This is a genomic window from Palaeococcus ferrophilus DSM 13482, from assembly GCF_000966265.1.
GTDB classification, from domain to species: domain Archaea; phylum Methanobacteriota_B; class Thermococci; order Thermococcales; family Thermococcaceae; genus Palaeococcus; species Palaeococcus ferrophilus.
Genome location: NZ_LANF01000012.1, coordinates 1 through 21,191, shown reverse-complemented (window position 1 = coordinate 21,191; position 21,191 = coordinate 1). Strand labels below are relative to the sequence as shown.

The 21,191-nt window shown below is 55.2% G+C and carries 16 protein-coding genes; 12 read left to right on the top strand and 4 right to left on the bottom strand.

From position 1 onward, the window contains the following. Positions 1 to 11: 11 nt before the first annotated feature. From PFER_RS06970 to PFER_RS06950, 5 genes are all read left to right on the top strand, one after another. A complete protein-coding gene (locus PFER_RS06970) occupies positions 12 to 1,295 on the top strand; it encodes a uracil-xanthine permease family protein (protein WP_048150371.1) in 1,284 nt (427 codons plus the stop codon). A 5-nt stretch (positions 1,296 to 1,300) separates the two neighbouring features. Further along, positions 1,301 to 1,999 (top strand): uracil phosphoribosyltransferase, encoded by a 699-nt coding sequence (gene upp, locus PFER_RS06965; RefSeq protein ID WP_048150368.1) that lies wholly within the window; start codon positions 1,301 to 1,303, stop codon positions 1,997 to 1,999. A gap of 292 nt (positions 2,000 to 2,291) precedes the next feature. Next, a complete protein-coding gene (gene aor / locus PFER_RS06960) occupies positions 2,292 to 4,109 on the top strand; it encodes an aldehyde ferredoxin oxidoreductase (protein ID WP_048150365.1) in 1,818 nt (605 codons plus the stop codon). 112 nt (positions 4,110 to 4,221) lie between these two features. Further along, positions 4,222 to 4,473, top strand: a complete 252-nt coding sequence (locus tag PFER_RS06955) for a ubiquitin-like small modifier protein 1 (protein ID WP_048150362.1) — start codon at positions 4,222 to 4,224, stop codon at positions 4,471 to 4,473. A gap of 1 nt (position 4,474) precedes the next feature. Next, positions 4,475 to 5,608 (top strand): tungsten cofactor oxidoreductase radical SAM maturase, encoded by a 1,134-nt coding sequence (locus PFER_RS06950; RefSeq protein ID WP_048150358.1) that lies wholly within the window; start codon positions 4,475 to 4,477, stop codon positions 5,606 to 5,608. Positions 5,609 to 5,618: 10 nt separating this feature from the next. Here PFER_RS06950 and PFER_RS06945 read toward each other — a convergent pair whose 3' ends face one another. Then, positions 5,619 to 6,278 carry a hypothetical protein gene (locus PFER_RS06945; RefSeq protein WP_048150355.1) on the bottom strand — a complete coding sequence of 220 codons (660 nt, stop codon included), beginning with the start codon at positions 6,276 to 6,278 and terminating at the stop codon, positions 5,619 to 5,621. A gap of 110 nt (positions 6,279 to 6,388) precedes the next feature. Here PFER_RS06945 and engB point away from each other — a divergent pair, with 110 nt between their 5' ends. After that, on the top strand, positions 6,389 to 6,946 hold the full coding sequence (gene engB, locus PFER_RS06940) for a GTP-binding protein EngB (RefSeq protein ID WP_048150352.1): 558 nt from the start codon (positions 6,389 to 6,391) through the stop codon (positions 6,944 to 6,946). Here the strand turns inward: engB and radA are convergent. Continuing rightward, positions 6,943 to 8,016: a DNA repair and recombination protein RadA gene (radA, locus tag PFER_RS06935; RefSeq protein WP_048150349.1), complete on the bottom strand. Its 1,074-nt coding sequence runs from the start codon at positions 8,014 to 8,016 to the stop codon at positions 6,943 to 6,945. The two genes, engB and radA, sit on opposite strands and share 4 nt — an antisense overlap. Positions 8,017 to 8,122: 106 nt before the next feature. Then, positions 8,123 to 9,064 carry a potassium channel family protein gene (locus PFER_RS06930; protein ID WP_342666385.1) on the bottom strand — a complete coding sequence of 314 codons (942 nt, stop codon included), beginning with the start codon at positions 9,062 to 9,064 and terminating at the stop codon, positions 8,123 to 8,125. 772 nt (positions 9,065 to 9,836) lie between these two features. On the opposite strand from PFER_RS06930, the gene PFER_RS06925 reads away from it, so the two are divergent. From PFER_RS06925 to PFER_RS06905, 5 genes are all read left to right on the top strand, one after another. Beyond that, positions 9,837 to 10,442, top strand: a complete 606-nt coding sequence (locus PFER_RS06925; protein WP_048150346.1) for a hypothetical protein — start codon at positions 9,837 to 9,839, stop codon at positions 10,440 to 10,442. 267 nt (positions 10,443 to 10,709) lie between these two features. Next, entirely contained in the window at positions 10,710 to 11,966 is a 1,257-nt protein-coding gene (locus tag PFER_RS06920; RefSeq protein WP_048150342.1) for an ORC1-type DNA replication protein, read from the top strand. Then, positions 11,966 to 13,900, top strand: a complete 1,935-nt coding sequence (locus tag PFER_RS06915; protein ID WP_048150339.1) for a DNA-directed DNA polymerase II small subunit — start codon at positions 11,966 to 11,968, stop codon at positions 13,898 to 13,900. The genes PFER_RS06920 and PFER_RS06915 overlap by 1 nt, the downstream gene beginning before the upstream one ends. A gap of 2 nt (positions 13,901 to 13,902) precedes the next feature. After that, positions 13,903 to 14,982, top strand: a complete 1,080-nt coding sequence (locus PFER_RS06910) for a hypothetical protein (RefSeq protein ID WP_048150337.1) — start codon at positions 13,903 to 13,905, stop codon at positions 14,980 to 14,982. 184 nt (positions 14,983 to 15,166) lie between these two features. Next, positions 15,167 to 19,447: a DNA-directed DNA polymerase II large subunit gene (locus PFER_RS06905; protein WP_048150334.1), complete on the top strand. Its 4,281-nt coding sequence runs from the start codon at positions 15,167 to 15,169 to the stop codon at positions 19,445 to 19,447. Here PFER_RS06905 and PFER_RS06900 read toward each other — a convergent pair. Beyond that, complete coding sequence (locus PFER_RS06900; RefSeq protein WP_048150332.1) at positions 19,442 to 20,473, bottom strand: Clp1/GlmU family protein; 1,032 nt, start codon at positions 20,471 to 20,473, stop codon at positions 19,442 to 19,444. The genes PFER_RS06905 and PFER_RS06900 overlap by 6 nt on opposite strands. 149 nt (positions 20,474 to 20,622) lie before the next feature. On the opposite strand from PFER_RS06900, the gene PFER_RS06895 reads away from it, so the two are divergent. Continuing rightward, positions 20,623 to 21,090 carry an Lrp/AsnC family transcriptional regulator gene (locus PFER_RS06895; protein WP_048150330.1) on the top strand — a complete coding sequence of 156 codons (468 nt, stop codon included), beginning with the start codon at positions 20,623 to 20,625 and terminating at the stop codon, positions 21,088 to 21,090. Positions 21,091 to 21,191: the final 101 nt, after the last annotated feature.

The following is a 21,191-nucleotide window of genomic DNA, read 5'->3' as shown; positions in this document are numbered from 1 at the left end:
AGCGGGCTTTAATGGGAAACGGAATGAAAGTTGGAATTGACGATAAGATTGAACCCAAGAAGGCCATCGCCTTTGGCCTCCAGCACGTTCTAGCAATGTTTGGAGCGACGGTCACCGTTCCCCTCGTTGTGGGAAGCGCGGTAGGGCTTTCAAGAAGCGAAATCGCGGCCCTTATACAGGCCGTTCTGCTCGCCATGGGTATCGCCACACTCCTCCAGACGACTGTGGGCTCGCGATACCCAATCGTGCAGGGTTCGAGCTTTGCCTTCATACCGGGCCTCATAAGCATAGGCTCCTCCGTGGGCATGGCGGCGGCGGAGGGGGCCCTCATAGTGGGGGGACTGGTGGAGGCGTTCACCGGGGCCTTCGGTATCATCGGAAAGGTGAGAAAACTGTTTTCGCCCCTGGTAACGGGAGTGACGATAACCTTAATCGGCTTCAGCCTCGCCGATGTTGCTGTCAAGTACTTCTTCAACTTCTACGCCGACCCGGGCGGAGCCAGCATACCCAAGGCGACGGTAGTGGCGCTCATAACCTTCGCCACGACGGTTTACACGGCCCTCCACGGAAGAGGAGCCCTCAAAGCAATGCCCGTCATAATAGGAGCCACAGTAGGCTACATAAGTGCCCTCGCCATGGGGATGGTTGACCTGTCCCTACTGGAACAGCTCCCCGTTTTGAGCGTCCCGAAGCCGCTCCCGTGGGGGAAGCCGCTCTTCGACGTGGGGGCCATAGTGACTCTCTTATTTGCCTTCATGGTGAGCATAATCGAGAGCGTTGGGGATTACCACGCGATATCGGCCATCGCGGAGGCCCCAATAACGGGGAAGAACATAAACCGGGGAATAATGAGCGAGGGAGTGGCGTGCTCCATAGCGGGCTTCCTCGGGGCGTGCGGAACGACGAGCTACTCGGAGAACATAGGGCTCGTGGCCCTCACAAAAGTGGCGAGCAGGCGCGCGGTACAGGCTGGGGGGCTTATACTCGTGGCCCTCTCCATCGTTCCCAAGTTCTCCGGGTTACTTGCATCCATTCCAGCGCCCGTCCTTGGAGGGTTAACGGTGGCGCTCTACGGAATGATAAGCGTGACGGGCCTAAGGCTAATAAAGGAGAGGGTGGAACTCAACGACAGGAACACCCTGATACTGGCCACGGCACTCATAGCGGGCCTCGGTGCTCCCCAGCTGCCGGCGGAGTTCCTCGCGCACTTTCCGCGGGTCGTGGCGAGCGTTCTTGAATCGGGAATGGCCGTTGGGGCCCTCACGGCCATAATACTTGAGGGACTGCTGAGGTGAGGAAGATGATTGAGGACAAAAGGTGGAAGGACGTTTATTCATTTGAGGACTCCCCGTTTATCATGGAGATACTCACGGAGCTCAGGGACAAGGAAACGGACAGCATAGCCTTCAGGAAGGGGCTCGTGAAGCTCGGGAGGTACATGGGCTACGAGCTCACGAAGCTCATGGACGTGGAGAGGATCAAGGTCGAGACCCCCCTCGAAACGACGGAGGGCATCGTCGTGAAGGACAGGAGGAACGTTGTCATAATCACCGTCCTTCGCGCGGCGATTCCGCTCATGGAGGGGTTAATAAAGGTCTTCGAGCACGCGAGGGTTGGTATAGTCTCGGCCTCCCGCGGAAAGGCCCCCAAGTTCGAGATAGAGATGAACTACATAAAGATACCCCAGATAAAACCGGAGGATACCGTGATAGTGGCCGACCCCATGATAGCCACGGGTTCAACCCTCGTAAAGGTTCTCAGGGAGGTCTCGAAGTACGGAAAGCCAAAGAGGCTTATCGTCCTCGGCGTTTTAGCTGCCCCCGAGGGGATAGAGCGCCTTAAGGGGGAGTTCCCGGAGCTGAACGTTATAGTAACCAAGATAGACAGGCAGCTCAACGACCACGGCTACATCCTACCCGGCCTCGGGGATGCCGGCGACAGGGCGTTTGGAGCGCCGATAAAGATTCCGACCCTTCCCCAGATGCACGAGATCGAGTGACTTTTCTTTTTCACCCTCACCCTTTAGCTTGACGGGAGAAGAGTATTTTGATTAGCCCCCTGGAGAATTCGTCCATAATGCTCATCCCTCCAAGGCCGTCCCGGTTGGGCAATTCTTGGAACCCTCGCAGTTCACGACAAGGGAAGGTTGGAAATTTATGAGATTTGTTTCAATTTTTTCTTTACCCAATGAAATGTAAGTGGGGGTATTTACCTTTTCATTCTCGGTAACGTATTTTATTTTCGCCAAATTTTATAGGGATAAATGTCCAACACATTGAACGGCGATGCCCATGTATGGCAACTGGGGAAAGTTTCTACGCGTAAACCTCTCCACGGGAGAGGTGAAGGTTGAAGAGTACGATGAGGAGCTGGCCAAGAAGTGGCTCGGAAGCAGGGGGCTGGCGATATACTTCCTCCTCAAGGAGATGGACCCGAAGGTGGACCCCCTGGGCCCGGAGAACAAGTTGATCATTACCCCGGGCCCACTCAGCGGAACGAGCGCGCCAACCGGCGGTAGGTACAACGTCGTGACCAAGAGCCCCGCCACGGGCTTCATAACCATGGCAAACTCGGGCGGCTACTTTGGAGCAGAGCTCAAGTTCGCGGGCTGGGACGGCATAATCGTGGAAGGAAAGGCCGAAAAGCCCGTCTACATCTACATAAAGGACGAGCACGTCGAGATCAGGGATGCCTCCCACCTCTGGGGCAAGATCGTTAGCGAGACCGAGGAAGCGCTGAGGAAGGAAATAGGGAGCAAGAAGCTCAGGATCGCCCTAATCGGTCCAGCGGGTGAGAACCTCGTTAAGTTTGCGGCCGTTATGAACGACGGCCACCGCGCGGCCGGAAGGGCTGGAGTCGGTGCCGTCATGGGGAGCAAGAACCTCAAGGCCATAGCGGTTGAGGGAAGCAAGAGCGTTCCCATAGCGGACAAGCAGAAGTTCATGCTCACGGTTAGGGAGAAGATAAACAAGCTCAAGAACGACCCCGTTGCTGGAGGCGGCCTTCCCAAGTACGGTACCGCCGTCCTCGTCAACATCATCAACGAGAACGGCCTCTATCCTACGAGGAACTTCCAGACGGGAGTTTTCGAGCACGCCTACGAGCAGAGCGGCGAGGCGATGGCGGCGAAGTACCTCATAAGGAACCAGCCGTGCTACGCGTGCCCGATAGGCTGTGGTAGGGTCAACAAGCTCCCGACCGTTGGAGTGACGGAGGGGCCCGAATATGAAAGCACGTGGGCCCTTGGAGCGAACCTCGGCATAAACGACCTCGCGAGCATAATAGAGGCCAACCACCAGTGCGACGAGTTTGGTCTCGATACCATCTCAACGGGTGGAACGCTCGCCACAGCTATGGAGCTCTACGAGAAGGGCCACCTCACCGATGAGGAGCTCGGAGACGCTCCGCCCTTCAGGTGGGGCAACACGGAGGTTCTCCACTACTACATCGAGAAGATAGCCTACAGGAAGGACTTTGGTGACAAGCTGGCCGAGGGAGGGTACCGTCTTGCGGAGAGCTACGGCCACCCGGAGTACTCCATGAGCGTCAAGAAGCTTGAACTCCCGGCCTACGACCCGAGAGGAGCTGAAGGACACGGTTTAGGATATGCCACCAACAACCGCGGTGGATGCCACATCAAGAACTACATGATAAGCCCCGAGATTCTAGGTTATCCCTACAAGATGGACCCGCACGACATAAGCGACGAGAAGGTGAAGATGCTCATAGTCTTCCAGGACCTGAGTGCGGTAATTGACGCCGCTGGACTATGCCTCTTCACGACCTTCGGCCTTGGAGCGGACGACTACCGCGACATGCTCAACGCGGCCCTAGGCTGGGACTTTTCAACCGAGGACTACCTCAAGATCGGCGAGAGGATATGGAACGCGGAGAGGATATTCAACCTCAAAGCCGGCCTCGTTCCGGAGAGGGACGACAACCTGCCCAAGCGCTTCCTTGAGGAGCCGATGCCAGAGGGACCGAACAAGGGACACGTTGTAAGGCTCAAGGAGATGCTGCCGCGCTACTACTCCCTCCGCGGCTGGACGGAGGACGGAAAGGTTCCAAAGGAGAAGGCAGAAGAGCTCGGCATAGCAGAGCTCATGTGAGCTTTCCTTTTTCTTTTGGCTTCACATTTTAGACAGACGTATACTCCCCACTTTTGTCCAGCAACATTTTTTAGTTCCTTTGAACAAAATCAATGAACTGGAAGGTGGTTTAATGACAACCGTAAAGCTGTTCGCGACGCTGATAGAGCTCACGGGCAGGAGGAGGCTCGAAGTGGAGGGCATCGAAACCGTGGGTGAGCTGCTGGACGAGCTCGAAAGGATGTTCCCTGGCTTCAAGAGGGAGCTTGAGAAGGGATTCATGATACTCGTCAACGGAAAGAACATAGAACACCTCAACGGCCTCGATACACCCTTGAAGGAAGACGATACCGTTAGCATCTTCCCGCCGGCTGGGGGCGGTTGAAGTGGAAAAGGAGTACACTTTCTCCCTGTGGGATGGGAAGGTCATAGTTAGGCCGAAGCTCGACATGAAGTACCTCTACATCGAGACCACCAGCCGCTGCAACCTCAAGTGCGAGATGTGCTTCAAGCAGTACTGGGAAGATGAAGAGGGCGACATGGACTGGGAACTCTTCCTCAAAATACTCGACGATGCCGAGGAGTTCCCGGAGCTCAAGATGGTCTACTTCGGCGGCATTGGGGAACCAACCGTTCACCCGCGCTTCATGGACATGGTGAGAGAAGTCAAGAGGCGCGGCTTCGCCCTCGGCATGAGCAGCAACGGAACCCTGATGACGGATGAGATGCTGCGGGAGTTCGCGAGACTCGGCGTTGAGCTTATCTACTTCTCCATGGACACGGTTCCAACCGCTCAAAACGCCATAACCCTCGGCCATCTGGCCGCTGCAGCCACGGCCGACAGGATAAAGAGGCTCGTGAGGTATCGCGAGGAGTACGGAACGCACAGGCCCAGTATAGGGGTTGAGGTCGTTGTTACGAAAGAGAACTACCGCCAGCTCCCCGACATGGCGAGGTTTCTCCTCGACCTCGGCGTTGACTCCATGCTCGTCTCGAACCTCCTTCCGCTCACACCGGAACAGACCGATGACATAATCTACGATGGGAACGTTGACATGGTCCCACTCCTCGACGAGCTCTACAAGGTTGCCCACAACGGGCTCTACATAAAGCTCCCCTACTTCGAGCTGAAGACGGAGCGTTCCTGCGACTTCGACGAGAACAATGTTGCCGTTGTGCGCTGGGACGGGGAGGTTGCCCCATGTTACCGCTTCCTCCACACCTACAAGGAGTACATCTTCGGCAGGGAGAAGAGGGTCAACGCCTACTCCTTCGGCAACGTGAGGGAGAAGAGTTTAGCCGAGATATGGACGAGCGAGAAGTACACGTGGTTCCGCTTCACCATGAAGAACTACATGTACCCGTCATGTACCGACTGTCCGCTGGTTGATGCATGCGACTTCGTCAAGACGAGCGACATAGACTGCTGGGGCAACGAGCCGAGCTGCGCCGACTGCCTGTGGGCGAGAAAGATAGTCCAGTGCCCCATTCCCCAGCACAACTTTGGGAAGTTCTATTAAAAAGGGAACGTCAGAGGAGGGTCTTCTTCAGCCCTCTGGCGTTCAACTCTTCGTCCACAACGCCCCTGACGGCGTCCTCGATGTAGCCCTGAACGAGCTTCTCCACGCTCGCCTTTATGGCGTCAATGTCGTGCCTGAGGCCCTCGAGGAGCCTTATGTACTCGCGGGCCATCTCAAGCTGGCCCTCCTGCTTTATCAGCTGCTCCTTGAGGTGCTCGAAGTCCTCCTTGAGAACCTGGTAGCGCCTCAGCTCGCGGTTGAGCTCGTCCAGCTGCTTCGAGAGGGAAACGTTCTCCTCCCTGAGCTTTCTAATCTCAGCATCCCTCTCCTCGAGCTCCTTTATGAGGGACGAGTACTCTCCAGCCACCTGGACGAGGCGCTCTATTTCCTTGAGGGGCGGCACCTTTCCGTCGCCGACGATTATGGCGTCCTTGCCGACGCTCACTATGTCGCTCGGGGCGATTTTAACCTTCTTCTCCGTGGAGAACATGCCCGGGTGGAACTCCCCGGTCTTGCCTATGTTTTCGAGGGCCTTGACCTTCAGGATGAAGAAGAACTGGTCCCCCTGAACTTCCACGGTTATTCCCGTGACGTACCCGAGTATCGAACCCTCCACGAGGGAGATGAGAAACTTATTGACGAGCAGGTTTTCCTGTGAAGCCTCAACCATTACCCCCACCACCAGATTTAGCCTTAATAACTACAGGGATTCATGGGTAAAAAACCTTTCGACGCCCAAGGATTATAAACCGAGCTGGGGAGTTTGATAAGGGTGAGAGAATGATAATATTCGCGGGACGTTCCAACGTTGGTAAGAGCACTCTCATATTCCGCCTCACGGGAAAAGACGTCAAGAGGGGGAAGAGGCCCGGTGTGACTAGGAAGCCCGTGGAGATAAACTGGCGCGGGAGAAAGGTGGTGGACCTGCCGGGCTTCGGCTTCATGAGCGGGGTTCCAAAGGCGAAGCAGGAGCGCATAAAGACGGAGATAGTGCGCTTCATAGAGGAGAACGCTAAGGACATAGAGCTGGCCGTCCTCGTGGTGGATGGGAAAAGCGCCATCGAGATAATAGAGCGCTGGGAAAAGAGGGGGGAGATTCCGATAGACGTTGAGTTCTTCCAGTTCCTCAGGGAGCTCGGGATTCCCACTATAGTGGCCGTCAACAAGCTCGACAAGGTGAGGAACGTTGGAGCCACGATAAACCGCCTGATCGAGAAGTTCGGGCTTAGCGGCACGTGGGAAGATTACCGGGATACATTCATCCCCGTCTCGGCAAAATTCGGAACCAACTTCGAGGAGCTCAGAAGGAGAATAATAGAGAGCACGGAGGGGCCCTAATCCTCTATGCCCTTCTCCGTTATCCTGAAGGCAGCCTCGCCCTCCGGAAGGTGGGGAGCGTCTATCATCCTCGCTATCCTCTTCCCCGCCTTGCCCTTTCTCAGGTAAACCCTCACGGTGGAGCTGTGGGCAAGGATGTGACCTCCTATCGGCTTGGTCGGGTCGCCGAAGAAGGCATCGGGCTTTGACTGCACCTGGTTGGTAACGAAGACCGCTATATCGTAGAGGTTTGCAAGGCGGTGAAGGTCCGAGAGGTGCTTTCCAAGCTTCTGCTGCCTCTCCGCGAGGCTTCCCCTTCCTATGTACTCCGCCCTGAAGTGGGCCATGAGGGAATCAACCACAAGGAGGCCGATCTTGTTCTCCTTTATGAGCTCCTCCGCCTTCTGGACGAGGAGCATTTGATGATTGGAGTTGAAGGCCCTGGAGACGTAGATGTTCCTTAGTATCTCCTTGGCGTCGAGCCCCCTCGCTTCGGCTATCTGCTCTATCCTCTCGGGCCTGAAGGTGTTCTCGGTGTCTATGTAGATGGCCCCCCTTCCAAGGCCGCCCTCCTCCGGCGGGAGCTGGACGTTGACGCAGAGCTGGTGAGCGAGCTGGGTCTTACCGCTTCCGAACTGGCCGAAGACCTCGGTTATTGCCTGCGTCTCAATGCCCCCACCGAGGAGTTTATCGAGGGACTTGCTGCCCGTGGTTATCCTCCCTATGGTGAGCCTCTTCTCAAGGTACTCGTCCGCCCTCACGAAGGTGCCTATGTTAGCGGCCTCTCTCGCGGCCTGGATGATCTTCAGGGCGGCGCCCTCGCTTATTCCGGCCACCTCCTTGAGTTCCAGTGGGGAAGCAACGGCTATGGCCTCTATGGTGTCGTAACCGGCCTCCCTGAGCTTTTCGGCTGTGGCCGGTCCCACCCCCGGAAGATCCTCGAGGGTCTCAACCGTTTTCTCCTTCTTTTTCTTCGTGGATTTCACCACTTCCTCGACTATAAGCTCCTCGAGGTTCTCCTCTTCCTCGACGGGAACCTCCTCAAACTCCCGGAGCTCCTCAACTTCCTCAACCTTCTTCTTTCTCGCCATCATCTATCACCCATAAGAGTAAGCTGGAGAGTTATTGAGCCGGAAGGTGATATATACTTTTCCCTCCGCGATGTTGAGAAAGCTCACGTAGGTACGTCTTGGGATTTCAGATTTTTCTCCCCACGCGCTTTATCACCACCAGTTTAGAGCCCTGCGGGATTGTATCATCCATTGGAGGCATCAGAACGATTTTCTCGCCGACGTAACCGAGGGGGTAGAGCCCCTTGGAGTAGAGCACCTCGAAGGCCTTCCCAAAGCTCTCCCCCTCGAACTCGCCCGCGGGAATCAGCGCGACGTCGTAGTTTCCAAAGGATGTGGTGATGTCCTCTATGATGTCCACCACCTCTGGCTCGAAGACGGAGCTGGCAAGGAGCCTGCCCGCTATGGCGCGGCCCAGAATCACCCTGTCAGCTCCAGCCTGCCTGAGGAGCTCGGCGTTCTCCGGGAGCATAACTTCCACGAAGACCTTCGCCCGCGAGAGGGACTTGATGAGGAGTGTGGTGAACACTGCCTTCGAATCGTTGTCGAGGGCAACCACCGCGTAACGGGCCCTATCCACCTTCGCCCGCTTCAACGTCTCCTTCACGCCGGGATCCCCAACGAGAACCTCCACGTCCACGCCATCGAGGCGCCTTTTCTCCTCATCGGTGGGAACCACGACAACGATCGGCCTCTCCTCTGCCTCACCCTTCTCCATGGCGGACTTAAGTTCCTCAAGGCAGGTGATCACGCTGTTGCCCCTCCCGATAATAACGTAGTGGTCCTCGTACTTAACACCGTGCATTCCCATCATCCTCCTCAAAGATGCCGATATGAAGTGCTCCGCGATTAGAGAAACGAGGGCGGTGAATGCCGAGATGCCCACCACCGCGGAGAACATGGCAACCGCCCTCCCCATTGGCGTCGCAGGAGTGATGTCACCGTACCCGATGGTGGACATCGTAATAACTGCCCAGTAAATCGCGGTGTAGAAGTCCACGCCCTCAAAGTGGGAGAAGAGGGCGGCCACCACGAGGGCCAGAAAGACAACGGCGACACCAATGAGCACTAACCTGCTCCTACGAAAAATGCGACGGGCACTCACGATGCGTTTTATCAGGGTGAGGGGCGGTATCACAAGTGGGTGTTGCACACCGGAGGCTTAAAGCGTTGCGGTTCCACATGAAACTTTAGGGAACAAAAATGTGTAGTATATTTTCCCATGGAAATATTGTTGAATTATCTCCAGATACTGCATTACATTAAGCAACCCCAGGGAGTTTCATTTCCACTGGAACGGCTGGAGAAGGGTCCGAGGATCTATCAACATTTATGAATACCAATGCGGATTTATAAGGAACTTTCTATTATTCAATATGTTTTTGTTCAGCTTTACTTTTAATGTATTTGGACATTGCCATTAAAAACTGGAAGCATTACGCTTAATTTTCGTTATTCTCTGAACATTATTCATAGAAACATATAAATACTAGAAAGAGAAAAGAAAATGGGAGTGTTTACACCAAAACATGGAGTGTGTTCAGGTGTTGCGCCGTTCTCCACTGGAAATGAAACTCTGGGGGGGTATGTGCTTGTTTAACTTTTCATAAAAGTTAATTAAATCAGTTTAACTTGATGAACACTTATGCCCACAAATGCTCTCTTTTTGCTGGACATTTATGTGTATTAAACTTCCAGAGGAAGGGGCCTCGGGTTGCTCTTGTATCATTTCATGTGTAAACCCCCAATGAACACCAATGTTCACGCCAGGGCTGGGTTTCGAGTGGAACCGCGGGCGAAAGGGCCTTAAGGTCTGGGGAGTATATCGTTTGGTGGTTCGAGTGGAAGACGTTCTCGAGTGGCTTAGGGCCGGGCGGGACGATGCCGAGGATATCGTGGACCTGCCATGGACGATAAAGCAAGTTAACGAGGGGCACTACGTGGCCGAGCACCCGAAAATGCCCGTTATCCTAAACGTCCTCCTGTCCGGGGACTTCGTGCGCCTTGTTGTCTCCACGGGAATTGAGACGGCGACGCTCCCCCTTGAGGAGCGCCTCAAGATATACCGCATTCTGCTCCTTCTCAACGAGCGCGTGAACCTCATGAAGTTCTCGCTGAGCGGCATGAACGAGGAGGTAACCCTGCGCGTTGACCTCGACCTGAAAAGTCTTGGAAAGGGGGAGTTTAACGACGCCTTGACGGCCCTCCTTGTGGGTCTAAACGAGATGGTGGATGCCCTGGGCATAGCGGAGGAGTTCCAGGAGGCCGTCTTTGAGAGGATAGCGGCAATGATCTTAGAGAGGCTCTCCAAGGGGGCGACCCACGACGAGATTATCAGCTTCCTCGTGATGAAGGTGGGCCTCTCAGAGGAAGACGCAGAAGCGCTCCTATCGGAAATAGAGCGCTCCTTGAAGGGTTCGCAGGACGAGAACAGGGGTTACTTTTGATTCACCTTTGGGGCTATTCTCCCCCTTTCATCTGGGGCTTTTTACAAATTTGTGATGACAAAGGCTATAAACACTTTTCACAACCATTACTATTGCTTCCACTGTTTCCTGTGTTTCGGGTGGAAGCTCCGCGATGTGTGATATGTACACGTCTGTAATATATCGAGATGTAAAATGCTAACTAACATAGTCGCTAGCTAGTTACAAATCTTGCGCGATAAAATGCCCGCCGGTGAAATTTGGGGCAATGTTTCCTGTGGAGGTGTGATGATGGTTACGGAACAGCGTTATCTTGATTCGCTATTTGAGCGGTATCTTAATGCACGGCGTATTTTCAGAAATAAGGAGGTTTTAAGGCATAGTTATACTCCAAAGGAGCTACCTCACAGGCTGGAGCAGATTGAAACCCTCGCCCACATTCTCGTCCCCGTTCTCAAGGGAGAAACCCCTTCCAACATATTCGTCTACGGGAAAACGGGAACGGGTAAAACAGTCACCATAAAATTCGTCACGGATGAGCTCAAGCGCGTCTCCGAGAAGTACAACGTCCCTGTGGAGGTCATATACCTCAACTGCGAGGTGGTTGATACTCAGTACCGCGTGCTGGCCAACATAGTGAACCATTTCCGCTACGAGAGTGGCTTCGAGGTTCCCCTTGTGGGATGGCCCACTGACGAGGTGTACTCCAAACTCAAGGAGGTTTTGGACGCCAAGGAGCGCTTCATAATCATCGTTCTGGACGAGATTGACAAGCTCGTCAAGAAGAACGGCGACGACATACTCTACAACCTCACGAGGATAAACACGGAGCTCCACAGGGCAAGGGTGAGTATAATAGGAATATCCAACGACCTCCGCTTCAAGGAGTTCCTGGATGCCAGGGTCCTGTCGAGTTTGAGCGAGGAGGAGGTTGTTTTCCCGCCCTACGATGCCTCCCAGCTGAGGGATATTCTCGAGCAGAGGGCGAGCGAGGCCTTCAACGAGGGAGTGCTTGATCCGGCGGTGATTCCACTCTGTGCAGCCCTTGCCGCCAAGGAGCACGGAGACGCTAGAAAGGCCCTCGACCTCCTCAGGGTGAGCGGTGAGATAGCGGAGCGCGAGGGGAGTGAGAAGGTCCTTGAGCGGCACGTCAGGAAGGCCCAGGAGAAGATAGAGCAGGACACCATGGAGGAGGTCATAAAGACCCTCCCCCTCCATTCAAAGCTCGTCCTCTACGCGGTGGTTGTCCTCGAGGAGGACAACGCCCTCCCGGTTCACACCGGTGAGGTTTACGTGGTTTACAGGGAGCTCTGCGATGCCCTCGACGTCGAGCCCCTCACCCAGAGGCGCGTGAGCGACCTCATAAACGAGCTCGACATGCTCGGAGTGATAAACGCCAAGGTTGTGAGCAAGGGCCGCTACGGCAGGACAAAAGAGATAAGGCTCAACATACCCCCCTTCAAGGTCAAGAACATGTTCCGGAAGGATTACCACCTCCAGGCGCTCCTCGCGATGGACTTCCACAGGCAGAGGAGGCTGTTCTGATGAAGCTCGTTGAAGATTTAATAAAGAACAACTACCTGATAACGCCCCCCGCGTACTACACGCTGGCCCACCACTACGAGAACGGCTCCTTCACCCTCGCCGAGCTCGTGAAGTTCGCCAAGTCCAGGGGAACGTTCGTCATTGATGAGGGGACCGCGGAGGAGTTCATCAAATGGAAGGGCTTGATTTCCAGTGGAGCTAATGGAGAGCATGAATCTGTCGAAGAGCCTTCCGTGGAGGGGATGGAATCCGGCACGGAGGGGGCGGTTCCACAGGAAAAAGAACTCCTAATGGGGGAATCTGCAGGGGTCGAGAACTCTTCTATTGAGGTCACGGCTGTTGAGGAATCCCCGGCGGTGGAAAGCGCCCCCGAAAGTCCTGAATTTTCCAATGAGGACGTTCAAATGGAAGAACCATTAACCAACGGGGATGAAACCTTGGTTTCCAATGGAACATGGGCTGGGTCCAACGGGGACTACAACGGGGATGAGGGTGCGGTCAAGGCGGTTTACTCCGACTACGGTGTTCTCGTCCCCCTCGAGGAGGAGCCCCCTGAAGAGATCGGGGCCAAGAGTTATTCCGTCTACGCCGACTTCAAGGTGACTCCCAGGGAGGGCTTCAGGCCCAGGGCCGCGGAGATGCCCTCCGAGGCGAGGGTTGAGTTCGACGTAAGGAACGTGAAGCTCACACCACCGAAGGTCAAGAACGCCGCCTCAAAGGAGGGGGAGATAATAATCCGCTCCTACGAGCTCCACTTCAGGAGCAGACTCAGGAAGCTGCGCCGGATTCTCCGCGACACAAACGAGCTCACGGGCGTTGTGGACATAGGGAGGCTCAGCTACACCGCGGGCTACGAGGACCCGGTCACGATAATAGGCCTCGTGAACTCCAAGAGGGAAACCAGGAAGGGTTTCATGTTCGAGCTGGAAGACGCCACCGGAACCGTGAAGGTGTTCATCAAGCGCGACAACCCCGACTACTCCAAGGTGTGGGAGGTTCTCCTAGACAGTGTGGTGGCCTTCTCGGGCTACTACTCCAAGAGGGGCCTCTTCTTCGCGGAGCACATCTACCTCCCCGACGTTCCGCTCTACCGCAGGGAGAAGCCGCCCCTCGAGGAGCCCGTCTATGCAGCGCTGATAAGCGACATCCACGTTGGGTCCGACACCTTCTGCGAGAAGGCCTTCATGAAGTTCATGAAGTGGCTCAACGGCTACACCGCGAGCAGAGAGGAGGAAGAAATCCTGGACAGGCTCAAATACCTCATAATAGCGGGCGACGTGGTTGATGGCGTTGGCATCTACCCGGGCCAGTACAACGAGCTCCTCATACCGGATATATTCGACCAGTACGAGGCCCTAGCCAACCTCCTCTCCAACGTCCCTGAGCACATCCAGGTGTTCATAGGGCCTGGAAACCACGACGCGGCCAGAACCGCCCTACCCCAGCCCGGCTTCTACGAGGAGTACGCCTATCCCCTCTTAAAGCTCAAGAACACTACGATAATAAGCAACCCCGCCGTCCTCGACCTCCATGGAAGGAAGTTCCTAATAGCGCACGGGAGGGGCATAGAGGACATTGTCGGAAACGTGCCCAACACCAGCCACCACGAGCCTGCGAGGCCCATGGTGGAACTCCTGAAGCTGCGCCATCTCGCCCCCACCTTCGGAGGAAAGGTGCCCGTTGCACCCGACCCCGAGGACTTGCTCGTTATAGAGGAGGTTCCGGACTTCGTGCAGATGGGGCACGTCCACGTTCTCGATTACCAGGTCTACAGAGGGGTGTTCCTCCTCAACAGCGCCACGTGGCAGGCCCAGACGGAGTTCCAGAAGATGGTGAACATAGTGCCCACCCCCGCGAAGGTTCCGATAGTTGACGTGGGCACCGCCAGGTTGAAGACGGTTGTTGATTTCAGCAAGTGGTGCGAGGGGATGTGAGCATGGGTTTGATCATTGGCTCCGATGAGGGAGATATCAAATTCGCTGGACAGCATGGGACTTTTATTGCACGGATAGGGGTTGCAGTCAGTGTCAGGGATTCAGATTTTAGTGAATACCTTCAGTCATACAGAGAATTTTTTGAGCAGTTTAAAGATAGTATGGGAATACAAACGCCTAGATGGGTGTTTTCATCTTCAGACTTGAGAGGCTATCTTATCAGGGGGGACGGAGATCCTACTGAATATCTGCTTTTCATGAAGGAATTTGTTGACGACGTTGTTATTCCCAATGATGTTATTATAAACTTTGTTTTTGCCTCCTTTGGCGTTAAGCAAATTTATATGCCAAATGGTCACCATAAGGGCGTTATGACCTTCCTGAAAAATGTTTTGAAGTCTTACTTTGCGTACGTTCCTGCGTGGGTGGTTGTATCCAGGCTCAATCACACAATGCCTAAGGTTCATATTGACAACTTTAATTCTTCCCCTCAAACGGTGGCATGGGATGAACTTTCAAAACGAGCCAGTGAACTTAGAGTAATCCCCAACGGGGACAAAGTTGATCCTCTAGTCTCCACTGCTGATCTCATTCTCAGGTACATCAAGGAGAGCATTTTACTCTCAAAATGGAGGCTTGACGTACGGTTTCTTCTCAGGAATTTACCCTCTTTGGGGTTTCATCCTGACCTGTTGAAGGTGTACCATGTTGGGAGTAGGAGTCTGTCCAAAATAGTGCCTCTCTCGGCTGAAAATCGTGTTCTTCCACAATACTGGTATTCGCGCCCCATACTTTACATTATTAAGGAAGGATTGCTCCGAAAGGATGAGGAACAACGTTTGATTGAAAAATCTCCTGCATTCGAGTACGTCTTAAGACATGCCTCTGAAGTCGGCGGGTCTATCAAGTTCCTCTCACTTCAGAAGGGGACAGGTGGGGACATCGATGACCTCCGCAGAAATGGTGGTATTGTAGTCTCTGTGGGGCCGTATGGACATGGAATCGGAGAATATCTCACGTCTTTGGGCTTCCCGATAACTCATGTGAAAATATCAGAGCTTATTTCCAAATATGGAGGTTGAGTTGAGATGATGCGAAATCTTTATATAGCAGTATTGCCAGTATGTAAATGGGGATACCGCCAGACTAGGCGGTATCCTTTAATATCGACCTATAAATGGACTTCAATTCTAAATTTTTACCTTTTGTTACTTGATTTTACTCGATATACTTTCGCTTCTCTTCTTGGAACAGGGGTGGTTGTCCATGACTGAACTCTATTCCGATGAAATGAAGGCCTACTTCGAGTCACTCCAGCGCGAGATTGACAGGGCCTACGAAATAGCGGAAAAGGCGAGGGCCCAGGGTAAGGACCCGGTTCCCGAGATAGAGGTTCCTCAGGCAACGGACATGGCCGGCCGTGTCGAGAGCCTCGTCGGGCCCAAGGGGGTGGCCGAGAGGATAAGGGCCCTCGTCAAGGAGCACGGTAAGGAGCTGGCCGCCCTCAAGATAGTGGACGAAATCATAGAGGGGCGCTTCGGGGAGCTGGGTGACGAGGAGACGCTGGCGGAGCAGGCCGTTAGAACCTCGCTTGCCGTCCTCACGGAGGGAATCGTTTCGGCCCCCCTCGAGGGAATAGCCTTCGTCAAGGTGCGCCAGAACTTCGATGGGAGCAGGTACCTGGCGCTCTACTACGCGGGCCCAATAAGGAGTTCTGGAGGAACCGCCCAGGCCCTCAGCGTTCTCGTTGGTGACTACGTGAGGAAGAAGCTTGGCCTCGACAGGTACAAACCCACACCCGAGGAGATAGAGCGCTACGTTGAGGAGGTTGACCTCTACCACAGGGCCGTCTCGCGCCTCCAGTATCATCCGAGCGCCGACGAGGTTAGGCTCGCCATAAAGAGCATACCCGTCGAGATAACGGGTGAGGCAACGGACCAGGTCGAGGTGAGCGGTTACAGGAACCTCCCTAGGGTTGAGACGAACCAGCTCCGCGGTGGGGCCATACTCGTTCTGGCGGAGGGTGTCCTCCAGAAGGCCAAGAAGCTTCTCAAGTACATAGACAAGCTCGAGGTTGAGGGCTGGGAGTGGCTGAGGGAGTTCGTGGAGAGCAAGGAGAGCGGCAAGGGCAAGGAGAAGCAGGAGGTCGTGGAAGAGTCCGCGGAGGAGGAAACCACCGCAGAGGTGGAGATGGGCTTCTACTACCGCCTCTACGAGGAGTTCAGGAAGAAGATAGCCCCCAACAAGAAGTACACGAAGGAGATCATAGGGGGAAGGCCCCTCTTCGCCGAGCCCTCCACCAACGGCGGCTTCAGGCTGCGCTACGGTCGCTCGAGGACGAGCGGCTTCGCCACGTGGAGCGTCCATCCGGCAACGATGCTCCTCCTCGACGAGTTCATAGCCGTTGGGACGCAGATGAAGACGGAGAGACCGGGTAAAGGGTGCATAACCACTCCCGCCACGACGATAGAGGGGCCAATAGTGAAGCTCAGGGACGGCTCCGTGGTCCGCGTTGAGGACTATGAAACCGCGCTGAGGGTCAGGGATAGCATAGAGGAGATACTCTACGTTGGAGATGCGCTCGTAAACTTCGGCGACTTCGTGGAGAACAACCAGACGCTCCTGCCTGCCAACTACGCCGAAGAGTGGTGGATTCAGGAGTTCGTTAAGGCCGTGAAGGACGTTTACGAGGTCGAGCTTAAGCCGTTCGAGGAGAACGATGGTGAGGATGTGGAGGAGGCGGCCGAGTACCTTGACGTTGAGCCCGACTTCCTCGGGAGGCTCCTCTACGACCCGCTGCGCGTGAGGCCGAGGGTGGAGGAGGCCATACACTTCTCCCGCGTGCTTAGAATCCCGCTCCATCCATACTACACGCTCTACTGGAACACCCTGGGCGTTGAGGAGCTTTTGGCACTCCAGGAGGGCCTGGTGGATGCTTCGATAGAGTGGGACTCCTTCAGGGGGGTGAAGTTCGCGAAGAGGCTCACCACCAGGAACTTCTCCATAAAACGCTCCCTCGAGCTCCTCGGTCTTCCACACAGGGTTGAGAACGGGGAGATAGTGGTGGAGTACCCCTGGAGCGCCGCCCTGCTCACCCCCCTCCTCAACCTCGAGAGGAGGCTTGAGCCAAAGCCCTTCCACACGCCCATCGACATCATAAACGCCGTGAGCGACGTAAAGCTCCGCGACAGGGGGATGAGCTGGATTGGGGCGAGGATGGGAAGGCCTGAGAAGGCCAAGGAGAGGAAGATGAAGCCCCCGGTTCACGTGCTTTTCCCGATAGGGCTCGCTGGAGGAAGCTCCCGCGACATCTACAAGGCCTTCCAGGAGGGGAAGAGCACCACCGTGGAGATAGCGCGCTTCAAGTGCCCCAGCTGCGGCCACGTTGACATCTTCCCCAGGTGCCCGAAGTGCGGCTCAAGGACGGAGCACCTCTACACCTGCCCCTCCTGCGGTCACACCTCGACGGAGGAGAGGGTCTGTCCCAAGTGCAAGGTCGAGATGAAGCCCTACGCAAAGACCACGTTCAAAATAGGCGATTACCTCAGGCCTGCTATGGACAACGTGAAGGTTTACACGCTCGACAGGCTCAAGGGCGTCCTGGGTATGAGCTCCGCCTTCAAGCTTGCAGAACCGCTTGAGAAGGGCCTCCTTAGGGCCAAAAACGACGTCTACGTCTTCAAAGACGGAACCATCCGTTTCGACGCAACCGACGCTCCGGTGACGCACTTCAGACCTAGGGAGATCGGGACGAGCGTGGAGAAGCTCCGCGAGCTCGGCTACACCCACGACTTCGAGGGGAAGCCCCTCGAGAGCGAGGACCAGATACTCGAGCTCAAGGTGCAGGACGTTATCCTCCCCAAAACCGCCGGTGAGTACCTCCTCAAGGTGGCCAACTTCATAGACGACCTCCTCGAGAGGTTCTACGGTCTGCCAAGGTTCTACAACGCCGAGAAGATGGAGGACCTTGTGGGTCACCTCGTGATAGGTCTGGCCCCCCACACCTCTGCGGGTATAATGGGTAGAATCATAGGCTTCGTGGACGCTCTGGTGGGCTACGCGCACCCCTACTATCATGCAGCCAAGAGGAGGAACTGCTTCCCCGGCGACACGAGGATACTTGTGCAGATAGACGGTATGCCGAGGAGGATAACCCTCAGGGAACTCTACGACCTCTTTGAAGAAGAGCAGTATGAAAACATGGTCTACGTGAGGAAGAAGCCGAAGGTGGACGTTAAGGTCTATTCATTTGACCCTGAGAGTGGAAAGGTCGTCCTTACTGACATAGAGGATGTCATAAAGGCACCATCAACGGATCATTTGATAAGGTTCGAGCTCGAGCTCGGCAGGGGCTTTGAAACGACGGTTGACCACCCGGTGCTCGTCTATGAGGACGGCGAGTTCGTTGAGAAGAGGGCCTTTGAGGTCAGGGAAGGGGAACAAATGGCAGTCGTCGAGGGTGACACTGTAGTAACTTCTCCTGTAAAGCGCGTTAAATACATCGCTTCAAAGGATGACTTTGTGTTCTCATTAAATGCCAAAAATTATCATAATGTGATTATTAACGAGAATATTGTAACACACCAATGCGACGGCGACGAGGATGCAGTAATGCTCCTCCTAGATGCCCTCCTCAACTTCAGCAAGTACTACCTGCCAGAAAAGCGTGGCGGAAAGATGGACGCTCCGCTTGTCGTCACCACGAGGCTCGATCCTAGGGAGGTGGACAGCGAGGTCCACAACATGGACGTGGTGAGGTACTATCCCCTCGAGTTCTACAGGGCCACCTACGAGCTCAAATCCCCGAAGGAAGTGAAGGTCATCGAGCGCGTCGAGGACCGCTTAGGAAAACCCGAGATGTACGAGGGCATAAAGTTCACCCACGACAGCGACGACATAGCCCTGGGCCCCAAGATGAGCCTCTACAAGCAGTTAGGCGACATGGAGGACAAGGTTAGGAGACAGCTCGACCTCGCGAAGCGCATAAGGGCCGTTGACGAGCACCACGTGGCCGAGACCATCATAAACTCCCACCTCATCCCCGACCTCAGGGGCAACCTGAGGAGCTTCACGAGGCAGGAGTTCCGCTGTGTCAAGTGCAACACCAAATACAGAAGGCCGCCGATGAGCGGGAAGTGCCCGAAGTGCGGGGGGAAGATAGTTCTAACCGTCAGCAAGGGGGCCATAGAAAAGTACCTGTCCACAGCCAAAATGCTCGTTACGGAGTTTGACGTCCTAGACTACACGCGCCAGAGGATATGCATAACGGAGAAGGACATAGACACTCTCTTCACCAACGTCTTCCCCAGGGTTCAGACGACCCTCATGGTGGCCACCCCAAAGGACGTGTGCTCGACCATGATAGCGAGGAGGAGGGGCACGCTGAAGGAAAAGCCGAAGAAGAGCAACGGGAAGTCGTGGGACCCATCGAAAGATTTCAAGAAGCCAAACGGGGAAGCGCCGAAGAACGGCGAATCCAAGCCCGCCAAGGCGCCCAAAAAGAAGAAGGTCATCGGGCTGGACGAGTTCTTCGGGAAGAAGTCATAGCGCCTCCCTCCTGAGGAGGCCGAGCTCCTCCCCATCCTCCCTTACCCTTATCCTCCCAAAGCGTACTTCCACGACATCGTCCAGGCTTTTCAGGGGCGTTAGAACCTCCATCCACCGCTCTTTGAAGTTCACGAGCTTCAGAATCCCCACCGCCCTGCAGAAGCCCTCCCCGTCAATGAGGCCCACCAGAAGGTTGCTCAGGTTCTCCACGTCTATCGCCTTCACTCCCTCCGGCGCCCTTCCCGGCCCCGCCTTCACAATCGTGTAGCCGTCCCCCTTCTCCCCATGGAAAACGAGCCAGCCAAAGAGCGTTTTGAAGACTTCCCTCTCCTCCTCGGAGAGCTCCCTCCCGTGGAAGAGGGCCGTCCCGGAGACTACGAAGTCGTCAACGCTGAGGCGGTGAATCGTTCCCTCCATGAAGTACGCCACCCATTTCTCGGCCCTTATGCGCCTCCTCTCCTCCCGCGTGTGCTCCCTCGCGTTCTCACTCACGCTGAGCCTCACCACGGTGCTCCTTCCCTCAAAGGGCCTTACTATGGGTTCGAGCTCGCTCCCCCTCTGGAGGGCCACTATGACGTCCGGTTCAATGGCCTCGAGCTTGAGGCGCTTGAGCTCCCTCCCCGGGCCCCTGATGTAGCCCGTGGTGTCAACTATCGCCGTTAGCCCCATGCGCCTCGCCTCGTCAACCAGCCGCCTTACACCCACGATGGTCTCCGCGAAGAACTCACGGGGTGTGATGCTCCCGACGAAGTAGCTCTTCAGCGGCTTGAGCTCCGAGAGGGACTCGAAGGGGCCCTCGGGCACGGCGAGGCTCACCGTTGCGGGGGGGAGTACGCCCTTCTGTCCGATATCGCTGTCAACCACCGCGACGCCGTTGACCTGATTGGCCATGAGCGTCACGAGGGTGCTCTTTCCTGTGTCAACATCCCCGAGAACCGCAACTACTTCCGGCCTCTCCTCCTCCAAAAGCCTCAAAAGCTCCCTCCTGTCGGAGGTTACGTCAGGGGGATACTTTGCTTTGTTCATGTTGAAAACTCGAAACGAAAGACATATAAAGGTAACCCATCAACAACCGATGCCCCACGGGCCTTGTCATTTGTTTGCAAATTAATTCGTTTACGTATTCCAAAAACTTTATTAATTGAGTCTCCCAATAATCCCCGGAGGTGTTGATAATGCCAAAGGTTGAGCAGGCCCTAACTTCAAGACAGATAGAGCTCCTGAAGAAGCTCTACCGCGATGGGAAGACCATAGAGGTCCATACCGTTGAGAAGACCCAGGACGAGCTCGCCGGCGAGCTTAAAATAACCCGCCAGGCCCTTAGCAATCACCTGAAGGTGCTCAAGGAGCTGGGTTACATAAGGACCGGCAGGGGTTTTATAGACCTCACGGACAAGGCCCTGGAGCTCCTAGGTGAGAAGAAGGGTGACGTCTTCATATTCGTTAGAATTGAGCCCACCAAGAGGAAGAACGTTTACGATGCCATAAAGAAGCTCAAGCTCAAGCGCATCTACCGTGTCACGGGCGACATAGACCTCATAGTGGAGGCCGACAAGACAAAGCTCGACGAGATACTCGAGGAGATAGCGTCCCTCGACGGTGTCAAGGAGACCATAACCCACGTCGTTCTCGAGAGCCTCTGAGGCTCTCACTACTTTCCCCCATGGTCATTAAAACGTGCAACTCCAAAAGAGAAGAAAAAGGGTTCAAAGCTCCCCGTTCTCCTTCAGCCACTCGCCGTAGC

Excerpts from the sequence above, each read along its gene's own strand:
- PFER_RS06970 (WP_048150371.1), top strand. The coding sequence starts at position 12 with ATGGGAAACGGAATGAAAGTTGGAATTGACGATAAGATTGAACCCAAG.
- upp (WP_048150368.1), top strand. The coding sequence starts at position 1,301 with ATGATTGAGGACAAAAGGTGGAAGGACGTTTATTCATTTGAGGACTCC.
- aor (WP_048150365.1), top strand. The coding sequence starts at position 2,292 with ATGTATGGCAACTGGGGAAAGTTTCTACGCGTAAACCTCTCCACGGGA.
- PFER_RS06955 (WP_048150362.1), top strand. The coding sequence starts at position 4,222 with ATGACAACCGTAAAGCTGTTCGCGACGCTGATAGAGCTCACGGGCAGG.
- PFER_RS06945 (WP_048150355.1), bottom strand. The coding sequence starts at position 6,278 with ATGGTTGAGGCTTCACAGGAAAACCTGCTCGTCAATAAGTTTCTCATC.
- engB (WP_048150352.1), top strand. The coding sequence starts at position 6,389 with ATGATAATATTCGCGGGACGTTCCAACGTTGGTAAGAGCACTCTCATA.
- radA (WP_048150349.1), bottom strand. The coding sequence starts at position 8,016 with ATGGCGAGAAAGAAGAAGGTTGAGGAAGTTGAGGAGCTCCGGGAGTTT.
- PFER_RS06920 (WP_048150342.1), top strand. The coding sequence starts at position 10,710 with ATGATGGTTACGGAACAGCGTTATCTTGATTCGCTATTTGAGCGGTAT.
- PFER_RS06915 (WP_048150339.1), top strand. The coding sequence starts at position 11,966 with ATGAAGCTCGTTGAAGATTTAATAAAGAACAACTACCTGATAACGCCC.
- PFER_RS06910 (WP_048150337.1), top strand. The coding sequence starts at position 13,903 with ATGGGTTTGATCATTGGCTCCGATGAGGGAGATATCAAATTCGCTGGA.
- PFER_RS06905 (WP_048150334.1), top strand. The coding sequence starts at position 15,167 with ATGACTGAACTCTATTCCGATGAAATGAAGGCCTACTTCGAGTCACTC.
- PFER_RS06900 (WP_048150332.1), bottom strand. The coding sequence starts at position 20,473 with ATGAACAAAGCAAAGTATCCCCCTGACGTAACCTCCGACAGGAGGGAG.
- PFER_RS06895 (WP_048150330.1), top strand. The coding sequence starts at position 20,623 with ATGCCAAAGGTTGAGCAGGCCCTAACTTCAAGACAGATAGAGCTCCTG.